Annotated in this window: 15 protein-coding genes; 8 read left to right on the forward strand and 7 right to left on the reverse strand. The window is 72.4% G+C overall.

Annotation, left to right across the window (positions count from 1 at the left end):
- Positions 1–103: 103 nt before the first annotated feature.
- Positions 104–2425, reverse strand: coding sequence for a heavy metal translocating P-type ATPase (locus ACFRAC_RS31545; RefSeq protein WP_382935965.1), 2322 nt, complete (start codon positions 2423–2425; stop codon positions 104–106).
- 443 nt (positions 2426–2868) lie between these two features.
- Here ACFRAC_RS31545 and trxA point away from each other — a divergent pair, with 443 nt between their 5' ends.
- Together trxA and ACFRAC_RS31555 are read left to right on the forward strand one after the other, a co-directional pair.
- A complete protein-coding gene (gene trxA, locus ACFRAC_RS31550; protein ID WP_382935973.1) occupies positions 2869–3237 on the forward strand; it encodes a thioredoxin in 369 nt (122 codons plus the stop codon).
- Between the two features lie 42 nt (positions 3238–3279).
- Positions 3280–3546, forward strand: coding sequence for a metal-sensitive transcriptional regulator (locus tag ACFRAC_RS31555; RefSeq protein WP_382935978.1), 267 nt, complete (start codon positions 3280–3282; stop codon positions 3544–3546).
- Between the two features lie 566 nt (positions 3547–4112).
- Here the strand turns inward: ACFRAC_RS31555 and ACFRAC_RS31560 are convergent.
- Positions 4113–4982 carry a universal stress protein gene (locus ACFRAC_RS31560; RefSeq protein ID WP_382935982.1) on the reverse strand — a complete coding sequence of 290 codons (870 nt, stop codon included), beginning with the start codon at positions 4980–4982 and terminating at the stop codon, positions 4113–4115.
- Between the two features lie 596 nt (positions 4983–5578).
- Between ACFRAC_RS31560 and ACFRAC_RS31565 the strand changes: the two genes are divergently transcribed.
- Positions 5579–6454, forward strand: a complete 876-nt coding sequence (locus ACFRAC_RS31565) for a universal stress protein (RefSeq protein ID WP_382935987.1) — start codon at positions 5579–5581, stop codon at positions 6452–6454.
- Between the two features lie 513 nt (positions 6455–6967).
- On the opposite strand, the gene ACFRAC_RS31570 is transcribed toward ACFRAC_RS31565, so the two are convergent.
- From ACFRAC_RS31570 to ACFRAC_RS31590, 5 genes are all read right to left on the reverse strand, one after another.
- Positions 6968–7843 (reverse strand): universal stress protein, encoded by an 876-nt coding sequence (locus tag ACFRAC_RS31570; RefSeq protein WP_382935991.1) that lies wholly within the window; start codon positions 7841–7843, stop codon positions 6968–6970.
- A 251-nt stretch (positions 7844–8094) separates the two neighbouring features.
- Positions 8095–9084 (reverse strand): Acg family FMN-binding oxidoreductase, encoded by a 990-nt coding sequence (locus tag ACFRAC_RS31575; RefSeq protein WP_382935995.1) that lies wholly within the window; start codon positions 9082–9084, stop codon positions 8095–8097.
- A 315-nt stretch (positions 9085–9399) separates the two neighbouring features.
- Positions 9400–10746 (reverse strand): nicotinate phosphoribosyltransferase, encoded by a 1347-nt coding sequence (locus ACFRAC_RS31580; protein WP_382935999.1) that lies wholly within the window; start codon positions 10744–10746, stop codon positions 9400–9402.
- Between the two features lie 48 nt (positions 10747–10794).
- Complete coding sequence (locus ACFRAC_RS31585) at positions 10795–11343, reverse strand: hypothetical protein (RefSeq protein ID WP_382936002.1); 549 nt, start codon at positions 11341–11343, stop codon at positions 10795–10797.
- A 181-nt stretch (positions 11344–11524) separates the two neighbouring features.
- On the reverse strand, positions 11525–11641 hold the full coding sequence (locus ACFRAC_RS31590) for a universal stress protein (RefSeq protein ID WP_382936171.1): 117 nt from the start codon (positions 11639–11641) through the stop codon (positions 11525–11527).
- 524 nt (positions 11642–12165) lie between these two features.
- Here ACFRAC_RS31590 and ACFRAC_RS31595 point away from each other — a divergent pair.
- From ACFRAC_RS31595 to pdhA, 5 genes are all read left to right on the forward strand, one after another.
- Positions 12166–12741 (forward strand): universal stress protein, encoded by a 576-nt coding sequence (locus tag ACFRAC_RS31595; protein WP_382936006.1) that lies wholly within the window; start codon positions 12166–12168, stop codon positions 12739–12741.
- Positions 12734–14260 (forward strand): AAA family ATPase, encoded by a 1527-nt coding sequence (locus ACFRAC_RS31600; protein ID WP_382936011.1) that lies wholly within the window; start codon positions 12734–12736, stop codon positions 14258–14260. The genes ACFRAC_RS31595 and ACFRAC_RS31600 overlap by 8 nt, the downstream gene beginning before the upstream one ends.
- 411 nt (positions 14261–14671) lie before the next feature.
- Positions 14672–15697 carry an alcohol dehydrogenase catalytic domain-containing protein gene (locus ACFRAC_RS31605; protein WP_382936015.1) on the forward strand — a complete coding sequence of 342 codons (1026 nt, stop codon included), beginning with the start codon at positions 14672–14674 and terminating at the stop codon, positions 15695–15697.
- Positions 15698–15997: 300 nt separating this feature from the next.
- Positions 15998–17788, forward strand: a complete 1791-nt coding sequence (acsA, locus tag ACFRAC_RS31610; RefSeq protein ID WP_382936021.1) for an acetate--CoA ligase — start codon at positions 15998–16000, stop codon at positions 17786–17788.
- Positions 17785–18837, forward strand: a complete 1053-nt coding sequence (gene pdhA, locus ACFRAC_RS31615) for a pyruvate dehydrogenase (acetyl-transferring) E1 component subunit alpha (RefSeq protein ID WP_382936026.1) — start codon at positions 17785–17787, stop codon at positions 18835–18837. The genes acsA and pdhA overlap by 4 nt, the downstream gene beginning before the upstream one ends.
- The last annotated feature ends 5 nt before the right edge of the window (positions 18838–18842 follow it).

Here is an 18842-nt window from a genome sequence, read left to right on the forward strand (position 1 = left end):
TGGCCTCCAGGGTGATCACCTCCGTATCGGAGCCGCTCCTTTTGCTCCCACCTTGCGCGCCGGCGTACGGCCGAGCCGGTGCCGAACGGCCCATCCGCTGCACTCAGGGCGCCAAGGAGAAGTAGCTCTCCTCCTCCTGCGTGAAGTGCAGGCGCAGCACGGTGTTCAGGCCGTAGAGGCAGGAGCGGAGGTCGTCGAGCTGCTCGGGGGCCAGGCCACCGGCGACGTGGGCGAGGTGCAGATGGGTGGCGACACGACGGGAGAGACGCTCGATCTCCGTGTGGGCACGGCTCATGGTGGCAGTGGCCTCGGGGCCGCCGAGCGCGGGAGCCAGGGCGGGGTAGAGCCGGTGTTCCTCGGCGTCCTCGTGCGGCAGCAGCCGCTCTGTGAGCAGCCGGTGTGCTTCCTCGACCGTCGCGAGGGCCTGAGGGCCCGGAGCGTCGGACAGCCGGTCGGCGGCGGCGCGGACGGCTTCGAGGACGTCCTGCAGATCGTCGTGTTCGGCGGCGAAGCGGTGGATCAGCGCCTCCGTGTCCGGGGTGAGGGCGGGACGCATGGCCCGGTCCACGCGCAGGGCGCGCAGCGCGTTGAGGATGACGGCGGCGTCGATGCCCTCCTGGAGCAGCGCACCGGCGGCCGGTGGGAGCAGCCCGGCCGCCGCCGCGGCCATCGCGGCGAGGGACAGCAGCATGCCGCCGAGGGCGCTCTGCACAGCGATGCGCCGGGCGCGTACGGCGATGGAGACGGCGTCGGCCAGGCGGTCGACGCGGTCGGTGGTGAGGACGATGTCGGCCGCTTCGGAGGTGGCGGTGGAACCACGGGCGCCCATGGCCACGCCGACATCGGCGGCGGCGAGGGCCGGGGCGTCGTTCACGCCGTCGCCGACCATCACGGTCACCGCACGGTCCCGCTCGGCACGCACAGCAGCGACCTTCTCCGCCGGGCCGAGCTCGGCGCGTACGTCGTCCAGGCCCAGGACGGCGGCGACCTCGCGAGCGGGTTCGGCGCGGTCCCCGGTGAGCATCAGGACCCGGTCGATGCCCGCCGAACGCAGGTGGCGCAGGGTACGGGGGGCGTCATGGCGCAGCAGGTCGCGAAGCAGGACGGCGCCGGCCGGGTTCCCGTCGACGGTGAGCCAGGCGACGGCCGCACCGTCGAGAAGGGCACGGTTGTCGACCGCCCCGGCCCAGGGCGGCCGGGCCTCGTCGAAGTCGGTGCGGCCGATGGCGACGCGGTGCCCGTCCACCGTTCCGGTGGCGCCCCGGCCGGGTTCCTCGGTGACGTCGGCGGGGACCGATGGATCCAGCCCGCGTTCCCGTGCGGTGGCCGCGATCGCCCGGGCGAGCACGTGGGGCGAGTACTGGTCGACCGATGCGGCCAGGCGGAGCACTTCCGATGGTGTCCAGCCGGGTGCTGCGACGACGTCGACGACTCGGGGACGGCCGCGGGTGAGGCTGCCGGTCTTGTCCAGCAGCAGCGTGCGGGCCCGGCCGAGACTCTCCAGCGCGCCACCGTCCCTGATGACCACGCCCAGGCGTGAGGCACGAGAGAGGCCGGAGACGATGGCGACCGGTGCGGCGAGCAGCAGCGGACAAGGAGTGGCGACGACCAGGACCGCCACCGCACGGACCGCGGAACCACTGATCAGCCAGGCCAGTCCCGCGACGGCGAGGGACAGCGGCAGGAACCAGGCCGCGTAGCGGTCGGCCAACCGCACCACGGGCGCATTCTCCGCGCCCGCCTGCTGGGCCAGCCGCACGATCCCGGCGTAGGTGCTGTCCTGTTCGGTGGCGGTCGCCCGCAGTTCGAAGGCGCCCCCCGCATTCACCACGCCGCTGCGCACCCCGGCGCCTCGGGGCCGCTCCACTTGCAGGGGCTCACCGGTGAGCACGGACTCGTCCAGGACGGCGGACGAGCTCTCCACGGTGCCGTCGACGGGGACGACCTCGCCGGGGCCGACCACGAGCAGGTCGCCGACGGCGATCTCACCAAGTGGCACGGAGCTCACGCCGTCCGCCGTGCGGCGGCGTGCCGTGCGCGGGGCATGTTCCAGCAGGGCACGCAGGTCGTGGGAGGCGCGCCTCCGGGCGGCTGTCTCCAGGGTGCGGCCGGTGGCGAGCATCAGCCCGATCAGGGCACCGGCCAGGTACTCGCCGACGGCCAGGGTGCCCCCGAGAGCCAGCACGGCGATCACGTCCACGCCGGCATGCCCGCGGCGCAGCGCCGACAACACCCATCCCACCGCGGGCACGATCGCGGACACGGTGCCCAGGCCCCACAGGAGGTCGGCGAGACCGCCGGCACCGACGAGCCATGCGATGCCCCCGGCGGTCACCGCCGCCGTCGTGACGACGAGGAGTGCCGGTTCCAGCGAGGCCGCCGACGCCGGGCGGCCCCGCCGAGTTCTGCGGATGGAGGGATTCATGGCTCACCTCGGTCCGTCCGAAGCGGCGACCGTCGCGTAGATCCCCCACCATGACATCGCGGTTCGTGGTGCCGGCGGCAGGGGACGAACGGCCCTACTCGAGAGCCGCCCGGCCGTTGGCCATCCGTCGATCGTCCGGATCGACTTGCTCCTGACCCTGGCCGACACCGGCTTCGACTTGCTCCTGACCCTGGCCGACACCGGCTTCGCGGTCGCCGGCAGCCTCGGCCGGATCCCGGCCGGCCGGACGCGTCCCCGCCCACGTCCTCTCCCGGCTCTGCGCTTGATTCGTGCTGGCCATGGGCACATCCGCCCTGCTCCAGCCCCCCCGGCCGGGGCAGTGGCATGCAGTGCCATCGGGGAATGCCCCGCCCCGTTCCGGCGTTCGGTACCCCAGGGGGTATCAAGCCCCACCATTCCGATGAAACGGAAGGAACCGTTCCATGAGTACCGTCGCCCTCACCGCCGCAGATTTCGAGTCCGCCGTCACCGACAACGACATCGTCCTGATCGACTTCTGGGCTGCCTGGTGCGGACCCTGCCGGATGTTCGCCCCCGTCTACGAGAAGGCATCCGAGACCCACTCCGACATCCTTTTCGGCAAGGTGGACACCGAGGCCGAACAGGCCCTCGCCGCCGCTGCTGACATCACCTCGATCCCGACCCTGATGGCCTTCCGCGAAGGCATCATGGTCTTCTCCCAGGCCGGCGCCCTGCCGCCGCAGGCCCTGGAGCAGCTGATCACGGCCGTCCGCGGGCTCGACATGGACGACGTCCGCGCCTCCCTCGCGACCCAGAGTCCCGGCCAGTGACGGCGGCCGGTCTCCGGACCGGCCCGGCGAAAGGAAGAACCCATGGTCCAGCTCCCCGCCGATCAAGTGCGTTCGGCGACGAACCGGCTCAAGCGCGCCCAGGGCCAGCTCGCCGGCGTCGTGCGCATGCTGGAGGAGGGACGTGACTGCGAAGAGGTCATCACCCAGCTCGCCGCGGTCAATCGCGCGCTGGACCGGGCCGGCTTCGCCATCGTCGCCAGCGGCCTCAAGGAGTGCCTGAGCCAGGAGGGCGGCGTCGACAGCCTCGACACCCAGAAGATGGAGAAGCTCTTCCTCTCCCTCTCCTGATGCTCCCGCCGGGCGGGTCGGCCGGCGGCGGCCCTCACCGCGCTCAGGATGCTCCGGCCACTCCGCCCCGGCCGACCAGGTCCGGACCGGTGCAGCGTGACAGGGCCGCCACAGCGGGGGTGGGACTGAGTGCGCCTGCCTGACTACGATCTCTACGGTGAAGGCGGCCGGACAGGCGTGCCCCGAGCGTGACCAACCGCACCGCTCCTCGGCGAGAACGGAGTAAGTCTCCAGGCCCAGCAGAACGGCGTTGGCGAGACTCACGGCGAAAACCGTGAGGGCGAACCAGCGGGCCTCGGTGACACCCCAGCAGTACAGCGCTACTCGTCGACGCTCGGACAGGGGCGCGTGTAGCGGTGACTCTGCGGAAGTCGAGTCGTTCCGCGGAGGGCGGTCCCGGCGGGCGCGTTATAGGCGACGATCCCGGGGTCCGATCCGGGGACGGTGAGAATGTCGCAGTCGAGGGAGATATCCAGGAAGTCGTTTGGTCTCGTAAGCGAGAGCCAGCAACGTTTGTGAACGGCTTCGGGCAGTAGCAAAGCCGGCGTGCTGGCGTCATTGGGTGCTCAGTCGTCCCAGGTCCCAGGCACCGTGATCACCGGGCACTCGGCCCGGTGCAGCAGGCCATGAGGCACCGAACCCAACCGCATGCCGGCATACCCGCCGCGCCCGTGCCTGCCGACGATGACCGCCGCGGCGTCGACGGACGCGAGGGCCAGCACCTCCACGGGGTGGCCGCGCACCACGTCCTTGGACACCTGAACGTCCGGTTGCCGCTCGGCCAGTCCCGCGAGGGTCTCGGACAGCAGTCGGCGCCGCTCCTCGAGCCCGGCCTCCTCGTCGGTGAACGACACGACCGGCCGACGCCACACCCACAGGACGCGCAGTATGGCGCCGCGCAGCGCGGCCTCCTCCACGGCGTACGCGGCAGCGGCCCGGGAGGCCACGCTGCCGTCGACGCCCACGACGAGTCGTGGAGGCCGCACATCTGTGGCTTCCGGCTCCCTCACCACGACAACCGGGCAGTCCGCGCGGGCGCTGACCGGAACGGACACCGAGCCTGCCCTGAAGGCCTCCTCCGCCCGGCTCAGGCGGCGCGAACCGAGCACGACCATCCGGGCCCGCGTCGCCTGCCCGCACAGCGCCGCCGACGGGACGCCGTCGAGCAGCTCCGTCGTCACCGGCACGTCCGCGCGCAGTGCCCGCACCGCTGCCACCGCCTCGTCGAGTACGCTCTCGCCCCGGGCCCGGAACATCGTGCGCCGGTAGGGTGCGTCGACGTGCTGCCCGCCTGGCATCGGCGGCACCCCCATGACCAGCCGCAGCGACAGGCCCCGGCGCACGGCCTCGTCGACGGCCCAGGCGAGCGCCGGAACCGACTGCTCACCGGGGTCGATCCCGACGACGATCTCATTGCGTACGGCGGTGTCCGTCATGGTTCCTCCTGCCGTCCGGCCGTCATCACGGAACGTTCCTGTCGCGTGAGGAACGTTCCGCGAGGCGCGGGGCGGACTCGTCCATGCCGGGTCCCGCGCTGCCCTCCCATTCTGTCGTCGGGGGCGCGAGTTCGCCCGAGCTCGCTCCGGCGCGGACCGGCGGCGCCGTGCCCCGAGTGGCAGTCGTCTCGTCAGTGACCCGACGACGGGACAGCGGGGCCACCGCCGGTCGATCCGCCCTCCAGCACGAACTCGCTGCCCGTCGAGCAGGTGGCGTCGGTGGCGATGAGAACAGGACCCTGCGAGCGACTTCCTCCGGTTCCCCGAATCGGCGGATCGGCTGACCGGAGACAAAGGAGTCGTCGATGTGCCGGCGGCTGTCCCGAGGGCCGTCCGTGCTACGTGGGTGGGCCGTGCGGCCCTGGCACGGGGCGACCGGGGCTCACATGCTGGAAGCGACGGCTCCGTACCGAGCGCGGGAGGCACATCATGAGCGCACCCACGACCGGCATGCCGGGTGCCCTGCTGTGGCGGCCCTCCCGGATGGCTCGACCGCTCTCACAGGACCTCACCCGTCCCCGCACCCGAGGTGCACCATGACCGGACCTGTCGTCGTCGGACTGGACGCTTCACCCGCGAGCATGACGGCGGCGTGGTGGGCCGCACGCGAGGCGGCGGAACGACAGCTGCCCGTCCTGCTGCTCCACTCCTGGACCACGCAGCCGTTGAACGTCCCCGTCCCGCAGGAAGCCCTCAGCAAACCGCGGTACGGCGGCCAGGTGCTGCAACGTGCTCAGGCGGAGCTGCTCCACCGGCACGCCGGTCTGACAGTGACCACGGATCTCACATCGGAGCACGCCAGGCAGGCGCTGCTGGACCTGAGCGAGACCGCCTCCATGCTCGTGCTGGGCTCGCGGGGCCACGGCGCGCCGGCGCGATTCATGCTGGGTTCGGTCAGCATGCACGTGCTGGGGCTCACCCGGTGCCCGGCTGTGACCGTCCGCGCCGGTGGCCCTGCCGTCGAGGAGGGCTGGGGCCGTCCGGTGGCGCACGGCCGGGACGAGGTCCTGGTCGGTGTGCGGGGGGACGGACCGGTCGCCGCCCCGCTGCTGGAGTTCGCCTTCGCCGCGGCGCAGGTGCGGGGAAAGCGCGTGCGGGTCGTACGGGCCTTGTCGCCGGCCTCCGTGGCCGCTCATCCGCACACCGCGTTCGAGCGCTCGGTGACCGAGGAACGTGCCCGGCTCGCCGAGCAACTGGCGCCGTGGCGGGAGAAGTTCCCCGACGTCGCGGTGGTGGAGCGGGTCGAGAAGGGTTCCCCGGCCCACGCGCTGCTGTCCGAGGCCGAGCACAGCCGGCTCACCGTCGTGGGACGTCGACGTCACGCGTCCGCCCTCACGTGGAAGCTTGGGCCTGTCGCACACGCGGCCCTGCACCACATGCCGTGCCCGGTCGCCGTCGTCCCCCACCACTGACCCGGCACCACCGCCTGGTATGCCGGGGCCGAGCACGAGCACAGCACGCGTGCGCGGGCGGTGGGGGGTGTGGCCTTCCCTTGCGTCAAGGCTCGGATGCGGACCGCGGTGGGCGTCGGGCTCGGGGACGAGCTCGTCGCCGGGGTACTCACCGGCGACCTCCTCGCGGGTCGCGCCCCAGGTCAGCAGACGCGGACGAATCCACCGCGCGTAGCGCACTCGCGCGGCGGACGTCGCCGCGAACAGAAGTAGCCGACTCCCCGGCGGCGGGCGGTACAGGTGCTGCTTGTGCATCGCTTCCTCCACGGCACCGGGCCCGGCGCCGTGGAGCCTCGTACCTGTCCGCAGAGTGTCGCCCCCCGGGGGGGGCGATCCGAGGGCCGGGACATCTCCACGCGGGCCGACCGGATCGTGGGCGCCCGCCCTGACGGTCCACGACCGCGGGAAGCACGCCCCGTCGGACGAGCTCGTGCGCTTCTCGGCTCGGCGGGAAGCGGGGACACGCGGTGGGTGTCACACCCGGTGGGGGACGACTGCGACCGGGCACGCGGAGTGGTGCAGCAGGGTGTGGGCGGCCCTGCCGAGTTGCAGGCCGAAGTGGCCGTGCCGGCGTTCGGCTCCGACGATCACCAGGTCCGCGTCCACCGCCGCGTCGAGCAGGACGCGGTGAGCCGGGCCCTCCACGATGCGGCTTTCCACGGACAGGCCGGGATGTTCGCGTCCGATGACGCGCAGCGCCTCCTCCAACTCGGCGGAGGTCCGCGCGTCGGCGGCCTGAGGAGTGTCCTCCGCGACGAGGGGCTGGTCGCCGTGCTCACGGGCGGGGCGGCGCCACGCCCGTACGGCTGTCAGGACAGAGCCTCGGGCCTGTGCCTCCCGGGCGGCGAACCGGAGAGCGGCGGTGCGCTCGGCCGTTTCGCCGACGCCGACCACGCACCTCCCGAAGGACCCGCGGATGTTGGGCTCGGCGCCTCGGACCACGATCACGGGGCACACCGCGCGCGCGGCCACGGCCAGGCTGACCGATCCGAGCAGCAGCCCTGCCACCTCCCCTCGCCCGCGTTCCCCGACGACCAGGGCGTACGCGTCCGGTGCCGCGCGCAGCAGTGCGGAGACAGCGTCGTCGGGCACGACCTCCTCGGACACCTTCACCTGCGGTTGCCGGACGTGGACGCGTTGCGCGCAGGAGGCGACGATGTTCTGCGCCATCACCTCTCCGGCGGGCCGGCCGGTGGTGAACGGCGGCAGCGTCCGTTCGTAGCGCTCCCAACGGAAGGCGTGGACCAGCCGCAGCGGCAGTCCGTGGCGGGCCGCCTCATCCGCGGCCCAGTCGACCGCCACCTGGCTGGAGTCCGATCCGTCGACGCCCACGACCAGCGGGAGTTCCATCGCCGCCACCGCCTTCCCGTCCAGCTGCCGAAAGGCCCCCTGAATACCGTCGCACCGCCCGCGAGCCACCGCGACATCGGCTCGGGTCCGCCCGGGTGGGGCTCCCGGGCAGGCCCTCATGGCCGGTGCGCGAACCGCCGCTCGTCCGGGCCGCCGTACGCCGGGTCCGCGGCGCGGCGGGCGAGGACGCGACGAGGCCGGGCCGACCCCACTCGCACCGGGAGAGGGGATCGGTGCCGCAGGTCACCACGTCATGGCTCGATGTCGAGAATCTGCGGGACCGGGCGGCGCGGAGCGCCGGGGCCTGTGGGGCCGTACCCCACACGCAGCACGATCTGGGTGAAACCGGTCCCGGTCGACGGATCACGCAGGGGCCAGCGCAGGTCCGTCCACTCCAGCGGCTGGGTGGCGAAGGAGGCGGACAGCCCACGAAGAGTCGCCAGCAGCAGGACGCGCTCCATGGCCTGACCGGCGCGGAGCCAGTCCTCAGGACGGTCATGGACCGTACCGACGAGGGCCAGCTGCGGGTTCCGTTCGAAATCGGCGGCGTCTCGTTCCGTCACCCGGCCCCCGTGCCCGAAGTCCCGCATGGGGGCCTTTCCCCCGCGTTTCCGTGGACCGTAGGCGTAGGCCGGGACTCCCTCGCCGGTGGCCTCCACGGACGCGCTGTCACCGGTCCACCGGGCCAGGTCCTGGCCACTGCCCGGGTCCGTGAGGTTGCGTGCCTCCGCCTCCTGGAAGAGTTCCAGGATCTCCTGCAGATGCCAGGAGTCGGGGAACGTGAGGGTCGCCCCCTCGGCGTGTGCGGCCGCGCCCAGTTCCTCTCGCAGGGGCTCGGGAATCCGCCTGTCCTCGAACGGATCTCGGCTGCTGTGCCGCTGATGGATCGCCGGGTACAGCTGGGCGAGTTCGTGCTCGCCTTGGGCGAGGCCGGCCAGCCGTACGCTCGCGAGGTGGGTTCGGTCGGCAGGGTCCGGCAGCAGGGTGGTCTCCGGGTACCAGCCCTCGTGGACGGTCGCCACCCTCAGGTTCAGCACGGCGGCGCCGCAGCCGAGATGGAGGGCGCGGGCGTGGGGGTCGGAATGCGGCATGGCGCGCTCGAAGTCGGCAAGCACGTCGAACGTACGGGCACGCCGCAGATAGCGGAAGTGCCAGGGCTGTGCGTTGTGCATCGACGGAGCGGCGACGGCGTCGTGGACCAACGCCGCCGCCTCCTCGTCGGACGGTGCTGTGGGATTCACTGGGGCTCCCTCTTCACTGGGGCTCCCTCGCGAGTCGCCGGGGTCGGCTCGCGTGCCAGCTGTTCGTCGTGCGGATGGTGCTGCGCCTCGCGGGGAACGGGGGCCCAGCCCGTGATCTGGATGCCCTGGTCCGTCCCTTCTCGGTCCGGGGACTCCGACCGTGAAGACGCCGTGGCGTTCGGCGGCAGCGTCGCGCGGTAGTGGACTGGCCGACGCCGGTGTCCGGCACCCGGTGTGCCTTCGTCGTTCCGTCGCCGCCCTCGAAGAGGTGGAGACGCAGCTTTTCTTCCACCGTATGCGGCTTCCGTGTCCTCCTCATGCCGACGCCGGCCGCCGTGACGGGGACCGCTCCTCTATGCGGTGCCGGACGCGGGCGGTGAGCGCGTCCAGCCGCTCCGAGGCCGTGGCACGGGGGGCGACCGGGGCCCGTATCCGGCGGGCCGCGGCGGGCAGGCGGCTCAGGTCCGCCGTGCACCGCGCCCGGCACTCGTCGAGCGTGGGCCGTTCGGCGGTGCGCCGGCCGTTCTCCATCACCGTCTCCAGCAGCGGGGCCCCGCTGTCCGGCGGCCGCTCGTCGGCGAGAGCGATCACGTCCGCACAGCCGGGGCGACGGAACACCTGTTTGGGACCGGGTGCGGTGACCTTCGCCGACGACAGCTTCATCACCGGACGGCCGCCGTATTCCACCATCTTGTACGCGGAGTCCAGATACGGTGCGTCGGCGGAGACCCCCACCCGTGTGCCGACGGCGTACGTGTCCACGGGTGTCCCGGAGCGCACCATGTCGTCCACGGCGTATTCGTCGAGACCACCGCTGGCCACGATCCGCACCCCCGGCAGGCCGGCCGCGTCGAGGATCGACCGTGCGCGGACGGCGAGGGCTGCGAGGTCTCCGCTGTCCAGGCGTACGGCACTCCCTGGGACGCGGTCCAAGTCCCGCAGAACGCGTGCCGCGACAAGGACGCCCTCCTCGGTGTCGTAGGTGTCCACCAGCAGGGTCACCGGGCCGGGGTGGCAGCGGGCGAAGGCCCGGAACGCGTCCTCCTCGGACGCGAACGCCTCCACGTAGGAGTGGGCCATGGTGCCGACGGCTGGTATGCCCAAGGCGGTGGCCGCGCCCACATGGCTGGTGCCGGCGAAACCTGTCAGTGCGCCGAGACGAGCGGACTGGAATCCGGCCTGCGGGCCGTGCGTGCGCCGCAGCGAGAAGCCCACGACGGGGTGCCCGGCCGCGGCGAGCACACAGCGCGCGGCCTTCGAGGCGATCGCGGTCTGGTGGCTGATCACGTTGAGCACGTACGTCTCCACCAGCTGTGCCTCTGGGAGAGGGGCCGTCACCTCCAGCAGCGGCTCACCCGCGAGGACGACCCGGCCTTCCGGCACGGCGCGCGCCCCTCCGGTGAACTCCAGGCCGAGGAGTGGTTCCAGGTCGCGCGAGGGACGGTGCAGCGCGGAGGCGAAGGCGTCGACGTCGTCGGGGCCGACGCGGAAGCCGGACAGGTGGTCCAGGGCGGACTCGAGCCCGGCCGCGACCAGGAAGCCGCGCCCGGGCGGAAGGTCCCGTACGAACAGGCTGAAGGTCGCCGGGGCGGTCATCCCCTCCCGCAGGTAGGACATCGCCATCGTGACTTCGTACAGATCGGTGGTCGTGGCGTCCGACACGGCAGGTACCTTCCTCGGCCTGTGTGGTCTGCGGCCGGTCGCCGGACGTCACCGTCGGAAGCGGGCGGACCACAGCGGCTCGGCCCGGTCCCACTCGGCGTCCCACTGCGCGTACCGGCGGCGGTCCAGCAGCAGACGCGTGCCCCTCCACAGCAGGTGGGTCGCGAGGACCGTGCCGAGGGCCACCATCGCGGCCGCGAACCACCCCGTGGTCCTCGCGTTGAGCATGCTCGAGGGCGGGTCGGTGACATGTCCGCTCTGATCCACCCACACCCGTACGGCGTCGTCCTTGGACGTTCCCGGCTTCACCAAGGTGGCTCCGGTCCGCTCCACTCCGCCTGGTTCGGTCCAGCGGACCCGCACCGGCTGCTGGGCTCCCTGGTCGTCCCCCGGGACGTCACGGGTCGGCCGGGCGGTGACCTCGTGCCGTTGCGCCACCTGAGCACGGACGGTGTGTATCGACGCGTCGTAGGCCGTCGTCCCGGCGCTGTAGGTGGCCACGGGCAGCCCCAGGACGAGCAAGGCCATCAGGAAGCGGCGGAACCACCACTCGAACCGGTCGGACGGACGCCTCAGCGGGTTCGCACGCGCGGGCACGTGCCCACCGCGTGGCCAGGGTGAACCCGGTGGGTTCGGTGATCCCTGCGCGTTCATGGACCGGCCTCCAGCAGGTCGCTGGTCGTTCCCCCGTTCACCGTCCAGGTTCGGACATCGGTGGGGGTCGGGTCATGGGTCGAAGGTCCCTGAGGGGCGGCCCTCCGGCCCCGGTCGCCGTATGTCAGATCCGAGGCACGACCGCCACGGGGCACGGGGCGTGGCGCAGCAAGGCGTGGTTGACGAGCCCCAGTTGCAGGCCCGTATGTCCTTGCCGCCTGCGCGCGCCTACGACCAGCAGATCCTTCCGCCGCCGCGTGCAGCAGCGCCCGGCGGGCCGGACCCTCGATCACCTGGCGGGTCACGACGACCTCCCTGGACGATCCCACCGCCTCGCCGAGCGCATCGTCGAGCACCGCGGCCGGAGATCGCCAAGTGGCCTGCGGGGCGTACCGGTTCCGAGGCGGGTCCGCGGAGAGCGGGCCGGGTCGACGACTCCAGGTCGGTACGGCGAGGAGTGGCCGTGCCGGACGGCTTCGTCGATCGCCCGGTCCAGAGCCTCCAGGCCGGTCCGGGATCCGTCGACGCCGACGACCAGCAAAATGGTCACCGCAGTGGGCAGTGGGTGGCCTCCTCTTCCGTCCGACGGGCCTCCCCCGACCGTCCTCGTCGGTCCACATGCGCACCCGAACGAATTGGGTGATCCTCGAAGGGGGATGGCGCGTCACGCTCGACATGTCGGCGACGTCGGGATCCTTCAGTCACCGGACCGGTCACCGTCATCCACCGTCATCTCCCGCTTCGTACGAGACGGAGGCCGCCCCCATGCCGCCAGTCGTCACCGTGGGCCTCGACGGCTCACCCGGGCACCTCGCCGCCGCCCGTCGGGCCGGCGACGAGGCCGAGCAGCGCGACCTCACGCTGCGGCTGCCGCACGCCCGGCCGCCGCTCGCGCCGGAACCGCCCCGTGCGGTCGCCGATACCGTCCACGAGTACCGGGCGAGGCGTCTCGTGCACATCGCGTGGGCGAAGCTGCGGACAGGCCGTCCCGGCCCGACCGTCGACGCGTCCCTCGTCCAGGAGGACGCACACGAGGCCCTGCGTCGAGCGCCCTCGGACTCCGAGACACCCGTGCTCGCACATCGTGGGCTGAAGGCAGTCGAGAGCCACTTCGCGGGCGACGTCGGACTGCCGGTCGTGGCACGTGCCGAGCGGCCGGACATCCAGGTCCGCACCGAACCGAGTCCTGCCCAAGACGTACTCGGGGCCGCTGAAGGAGAAGCGTCGCCGGTCGTCGGCCGGCGCGCGCACCGGCGAGGTGTGCGGCCGCGACTGGGGCCCAACGCCCACGCCGCCCCGCACCACGGACGCCGCCCCGTCGCCGTCGTTCCCCATGGCTGACTCCGGCCGCCACGAGTCCGTACCTCAGCCGCCGCGGGCCGAGGTGGACGAGACCCACACCGCGGTCCTGTTCTTCATGGGTGACCGCGTCTTCAAGGTCAAGAAGCCGGTGGACCTGGGTTTCCTCGACTACACCACCCGGGAGGCACGCAAGGTGGCCTGCGAACGCGAGGTAGCCGTCAACCGGCGCTTCGCGCCGGACGTCTACCTGGGCCTGGGCGAGATCCGCAGCCCGGACTGCGAGACGCCGGAACCACTGGTCGTGATGCGCCGGATGCCCGCGGACCGGCGCCTGTCGCGTCTCGTGCGCACGGGCGCCCCGCTCGACGACGCGTTGCGGGCCGTGGCACGACGGCTCGCCACCTGGCACGCCGAGGCGCCCCACGGCCGGGACACGGACGAACAGGGCACCCGGGACGCCCTGTCCGCACGCTGGGAGGCGAGCTTCGGGCAGATCCGCGCGACGACCGGTGACGGGTCCGTGCCGGACGGCGTGCCGGAGGTGGAGCGGCTGGCGCGCCGCTATCTCGCCGGCCGGGAACCGCTGTTCGCTTCCAGAATCGCGCAGGGGCGCGTGGTCGACGGCCACGGTGACCTGCTCGCCGAGGACATCTTCTGCCTCGACGACGGACCACGTGTCCTGGACTGCCTGGAGTTCGACGACCGCCTCCGGTACGTCGACGGTCTCGACGACGCCGCGTTTCTCGCCATGGACCTCGAACACCTCGGCGCGCCGGACGCCGCCGCGTACTTCCTCGCCCGCTACAGCGAGTACTCCGGCGACCCCGCTCCCCCGTCCCTGTGGCACCACTACGTCGCCTACCGCGCCTTCGTCCGCGCCAAGGTCTCCCTCATCCAGGCGCGGCAGGGTGCGCCTGGAGCGGAGTCGGCGTCCCGGCGGCTCACCTCCGTGGCTCTGCGCCACCTGCGCACCGCCGCCGTCGTCCTCACCCTCGTCGGCGGCATGCCCGGCAGCGGGAAATCGACGCTCTCGGGCGCCCTCGCCGACCGCCTGGAGGCCACCCTCCTCAGCAGCGACAGGCTCCGCAAGGAACTCGCGGGCATCGCACCCGAACAGCCGGCCGCGGCCGGCTACGAAGAAGGGCTCTACACGCGCGAGTGGACGACGCGGACCTACGACGCCCTGCTCGAGCGCGCGGCCGCCCTGCTGGCGTCCGGCGAGTCCGTCGTCCTGGACGCCACCTGGTCCACGGCACAGCAGCGTGAAGCCGCGCAGCGCGTCGCCGAGGCCACCAGCGCCGACCTGGTGGCCCTGCACTGCCAGGTACCGGAGGAGGTCGTCGCGTCGCGGCTGAGCAGCCGCGCCCCCGGTCCGTCCGACGCCGGCCCCGAGATCGCCGCCGCCATGGCGGCCCGTGAGCCCGCGTGGCCCGAGGCCGTGACCATCGACACCAGCGGCCGTCTGGAGAACGCCGTGTCCCGGGCGCTGGCCGCCGTCAGACCATGGGGCTCCGGTCAGGCGCCGGTCTTCCGCCGCCCCTACATGGAACCGGACTAGGGAGTGTCTCGCCGACCATGCCGGGCTCCCGGCCTCCGGCCCCGCGCGTCGCCGCGTTGTCGTCGGTCGCCGATTCCCCCACTCTCGGCTGCTTCGATCGAGCGGGGGGACCCCCATCGCATCGGCTCCCTCCTCCGCCCTGCGACGCACGGCACCGGACACGGCTCGCCGATCCGGCCCGATCGACAAGACACCCCCTGGGCACGAACAGCCCCGGCCACGGCCGGCCGGGCGCCCACCCAGCCGGCCACGTCGGCTTCCGATCCGCGGTCTCCGACCGGGCCGCACCGGACGGCCGGGGCTCCCTGGCCGCCGTGCCGAGGAGCGACTGAACGTCCGACGGCCCGAGCCCGGTTGCCCGGAAGCACCGCCGAAGTGACCGCTGAGTGGGGGGAGCGAGGAGTGAGCACCGTGCGAGCGCTTGTCTACCACGGACCGGGACACGCTTCCTGGGACACCGTCCCCGACCCGGAGATCGCACAAGCGACCGACGCGATCGTCCGTGTCGACGCCACCACCATCTGTGGCAGTGACCTGCGCATTCTGCGCGGCAACCTCCCGGATGTGAAACCGGGCACCGTCCTCGGCCACGAGGCGGTGGGCGACGTCGTGGCGATCGGGGACGACGTGCAGCATCTGCGCACCGGTGACCAGGTGACCGTGTCGGCGGTCTCGGCGTGTGGCCGCTGCCGGGAATGCCGAAACAACGCGTTCGGGCAGTGCAGCGGCGGAGGTGGATGGGTCCTCGGCAACGAGATCCACGGCACGCAGGCCGAGCTGGTGCGCGTGCCCTTCGCCGACCACTCCACCCACCCCCGGGATCAGGACGTCCCGATCGACGAATCGGTCCTGCTCTGCGATGTCCTGCCGACCGCCTACGAGGTCGGCGTGCGCGACGGGCACGTCGGTCCCGGCGACACCGTCGTCGTCGTGGGTGCGGGGCCGGTCGGGCTCGCTTCGATGATCGTCGCGCGGCTCTACTCGCCTCGGCGGGTCGTGGTGGTGGACCTCTCCACCGCGCGGCTGGAGACGGCGGCACGTCTGGGCGCCGACGCCGCGGAGCTGCCGGGCAAGGTGATCGCCGACCTGTCCGAAGGTCCGGGAGCGGACGTCGTCATCGAGGCGTCCGGCGAACCGGACGGATTCGTGCTGAGCACCCGCCTGGTCCGTAACGGAGGGCACATCGCCACCATCGGTGTGCACGGCAAGCCGGTCACGCTGCATCTCGAATCCCTCTGGCGCAAGAACGTGACCATCGCCACCGGCCAGGTCGACACGTTCTCCACGCCCTGGCTCCTCGGGCTCGTGAGGTACGGAGATCTGCGCGTGTCCGGGCTGATCACGGACACCCTCCCCCTGGAGCGGGTGGAGGACGCCTACGAGGCGTTCGCCCAGGGCACCGCCACGGGAGCCTTGAAGATCATGCTGCATCGCTGACGGCGGGCCGATCGGCACACGGGAAGGGGCCGGTCGACCGGCCGGTCGGGGCCCTTCGGCCCTCGCTGCCGCCGGGGGACAGCGGTGTCATGGAGGTGAGCCGAGGGCCACAGGACGACACGGAGAAGCGGAGCGGCATCGCGCACCGTGTGATTCGGGCCCGCAAGAAGCGGGCGGCCCCGGCTCCTCACGCCGTGAGCCGGAGCCACCGGTGCTCCGATCATGCCCGGAGCCGAGGTGCAGTCACGGCCCTGCTCGGGGAGTCTGGAGACCGGGGGCAGTGCCGGGAGGAGCACACCGATGCACTGGGACACCATCCCCAAGGACGCCGGCCCCGTGATCCCGCCGCGTCTCGCCGACTACGACCGGGCCCGCGCGGCCTTCACGTGGTCGCAAGCGCGCGACGAGCTGACCGGCCTTCCCGGCGGCGGCCTCAACATGGCCTACGAGGCGGTCGACCGGCACGCGGCCTCCGCCCGGGCCGAGCGGGTCGCGCTGCGCTGCGTGTCCCGCGACGACTCCGTCTCCAGCGTCACCTACGCCGAACTGGCGCGCGACACCGCCCGCTTCGCGAACGTGCTGAGGTCACTCGGTGTCGGCCGCGGCGACCGTGTGTTCACTTTGCTCGGCCGTTGCCCGGAGCTGTACGTCACGGTCCTGGGCACTCTGAAGAACGTCAGCGTCCTGTGCCCGTTGTTCTCCGCTTTCGGCCCCGATCCGGTCGAGCAGCGGCTGCGGCTCGGCGACGCACGGATCCTGGTCACCACGGCGGACCTCTACCGGCGGAAGGTCGCCGGGCGCCGCGCGGCGCTGCCCGGCCTGAAGCAGGTCCTGATCGTCGGTCCGGGCGCCGCGGACCTGCCCGGCACCGCCTCCTACGACGACCTGATGTCCACCGCTTCCGACGTCTTCGTCATCCCTTCGACGTCCCCCGACGACATGGCGCTGCTGCACTTCACCAGCGGAACCACCGGCACCCCCAAGGGAGCGGTCCACGTCCACGAGGCGGTCGTCGCCCACTCCGCCACGGCGGCCTACGCACTCGACCTGCATCCCGAGGACGTGTACTGGTGCACGGCGGACCCCGGCTGGGTCACCGGCATGTCGTACGGCGTCATCGCCCCGCTCGTCCACGGTGTGACGGTCGTCGTCGACGAGGGCGACTACGACGCACGCCGCTGGTACCGGATCCTCGGGGGGCAACGCGTCACCGTCTGGTACACGGCGCCGACGGCGCTGCGCATGCTGATGCGCGCCACGCCTCGCCAGGGCCCTTACGACCTGCCGCGCTCGCACGATCTCTCCGCCCTGCGCTTCATCGCCTCCGTCGGCGAGCCCCTCAACCCGGAGGCCGTCGTGTGGGGTCAGGACGTGCTGGGTCTGCCGGTGCACGACAACTGGTGGCAGACGGAGACCGGCAGCATCATGATCGCGAACTTCGCGGCCTGCGAGATCCGGCCCGGCTCGATGGGGCGGCCCCTGCCGGGCGTCGAGGCGACCGTGCTGGAGCAGGGCGAGGACGGCCGGGCCCTGGTCGTCGACGGCCGGGTGACGGAGGTCCACGACCCGGGCACCGAGGGCGAGTTGGCGCTGCGGCCGGGCTGGCCGTCGATGTTCCGCGGCTATCTGCACGACGAGGAGCGCTACCAGGCGGCGTTCGCCGACGGCTGGTACCTGACCGGTGATCTGGTGCGCCGGGACGCCGACGGCTGGTACTGGTTCGTGGGACGCGCGGACGACGTGATCAAGTCGGCCGGGCACCTCATCGGCCCCTTCGAGGTGGAGAGCGCGCTGATGGAGCACCCCATGGTGGCCGAGGCCGGCGTGATCGGGCGGCCGGACCCGGTCGCCGGGAACGTGGTCAAGGCGTTCGTGTCCCTGCGCCCGGGGGTGAAACCGACCCCGGACCTGGAACGGGAGTTGCTCGGCTTCGGCCGCCGCAAGCTGGGCCCCGCGGTCGCCCCCCGGGAGATCGCCTTCGACCAGAACCTGCCCAAGACCCGCAGCGGCAAGGTGATGCGGCGGCTGCTGCGCGCACGGGAACTCGGCCTGCCCACCGGCGACCTGTCCACATTGGAGGGATCCGCATGAGCCTGGCCCGATCCAGTCGTGTCCGGACGTCTCCCCCGGCCCGAAAGGGCGCCGGGAAAGCCACGAAAGCCAGGTCGAACGGGTCCGACGCCGCGCTGCGGCACCGCAGCGACCTGCTGGAGACGATGCTGCGGATCCGGCGCTTCGAGGAGCGGTGCGTCGAGCTGTACAGCGCCACGAAGATCCGCGGCTTCGTCCACCTCTACATCGGTGAGGAGGCGGTGGCCGTCGGTGTCAACGAGGCCCTGACCCCCGAGGACGCGGTCGTCGCCACCTACCGCGAGCACGGCCACGCCCTGGCCCGCGGCATCACCGCCGAGGCGGTCATGGCCGAGATGTACGGCAGAACGACCGGGTGCAGCGGCGGCCGGGGCGGGTCCATGCACCTGTTCGACGCGGGCCGGCGCTTCTACGGCGGCAATGCCATCGTCGCCGGCGGACTCCCCCTTGCCGCCGGGCTGGCGCTCGCCGACCGGATGCGCGGACGGAACCGCGTCACCTGCTGCTTCTTCGGCGACGGGGCGTTCGCCGAAGGCGAGTTCCACGAGACGGCGAACCTAGCCGCCCTGTGGAACCTCCCCGTGCTGCTCGTCTGCGAGAACAACCTCTACGCCATGGGCACGGCGTTGGAACGCCACCAGGCGCAGACCGACCTGGCCCTGCGCGCGACTTCGTACGGCATGGTCGCCTGGTCCGTGGACGGCATGGACGTGGAGGCCGTGGAGCAGGCCGCCCGGCGGGCCGTCGAGGGCATCCGGGCCGGGACCGGCCCGCACTTCCTGGAACTGCGCACCTACCGCTTCCGCGCCCACTCGATGTACGACCCCGACCGTTACCGTGACAAGGCGGAGGTCGAGCGGTGGAAGTCCCGCGACCCGATCACCCTGCTCATGGACCGCATGCGCGAGAGCGGTGCGCCGGTCGACAGGGCCTTCACTCGGATCGAGCACCGGATCACCGCCGAGATCGACCACGCGGTCGAAGCGGCCGAACAGGCGCCCGAGGAGCCGGTCGAGACCCTGCTTCGCCATGTCACCAGCGCCCCCTGAGGCGG

The sequence above is a fragment of the Streptomyces sp. NPDC056628 genome, from assembly GCF_042792555.1.
Taxonomy (GTDB): Bacteria; Actinomycetota; Actinomycetes; order Streptomycetales; family Streptomycetaceae; genus Streptomyces.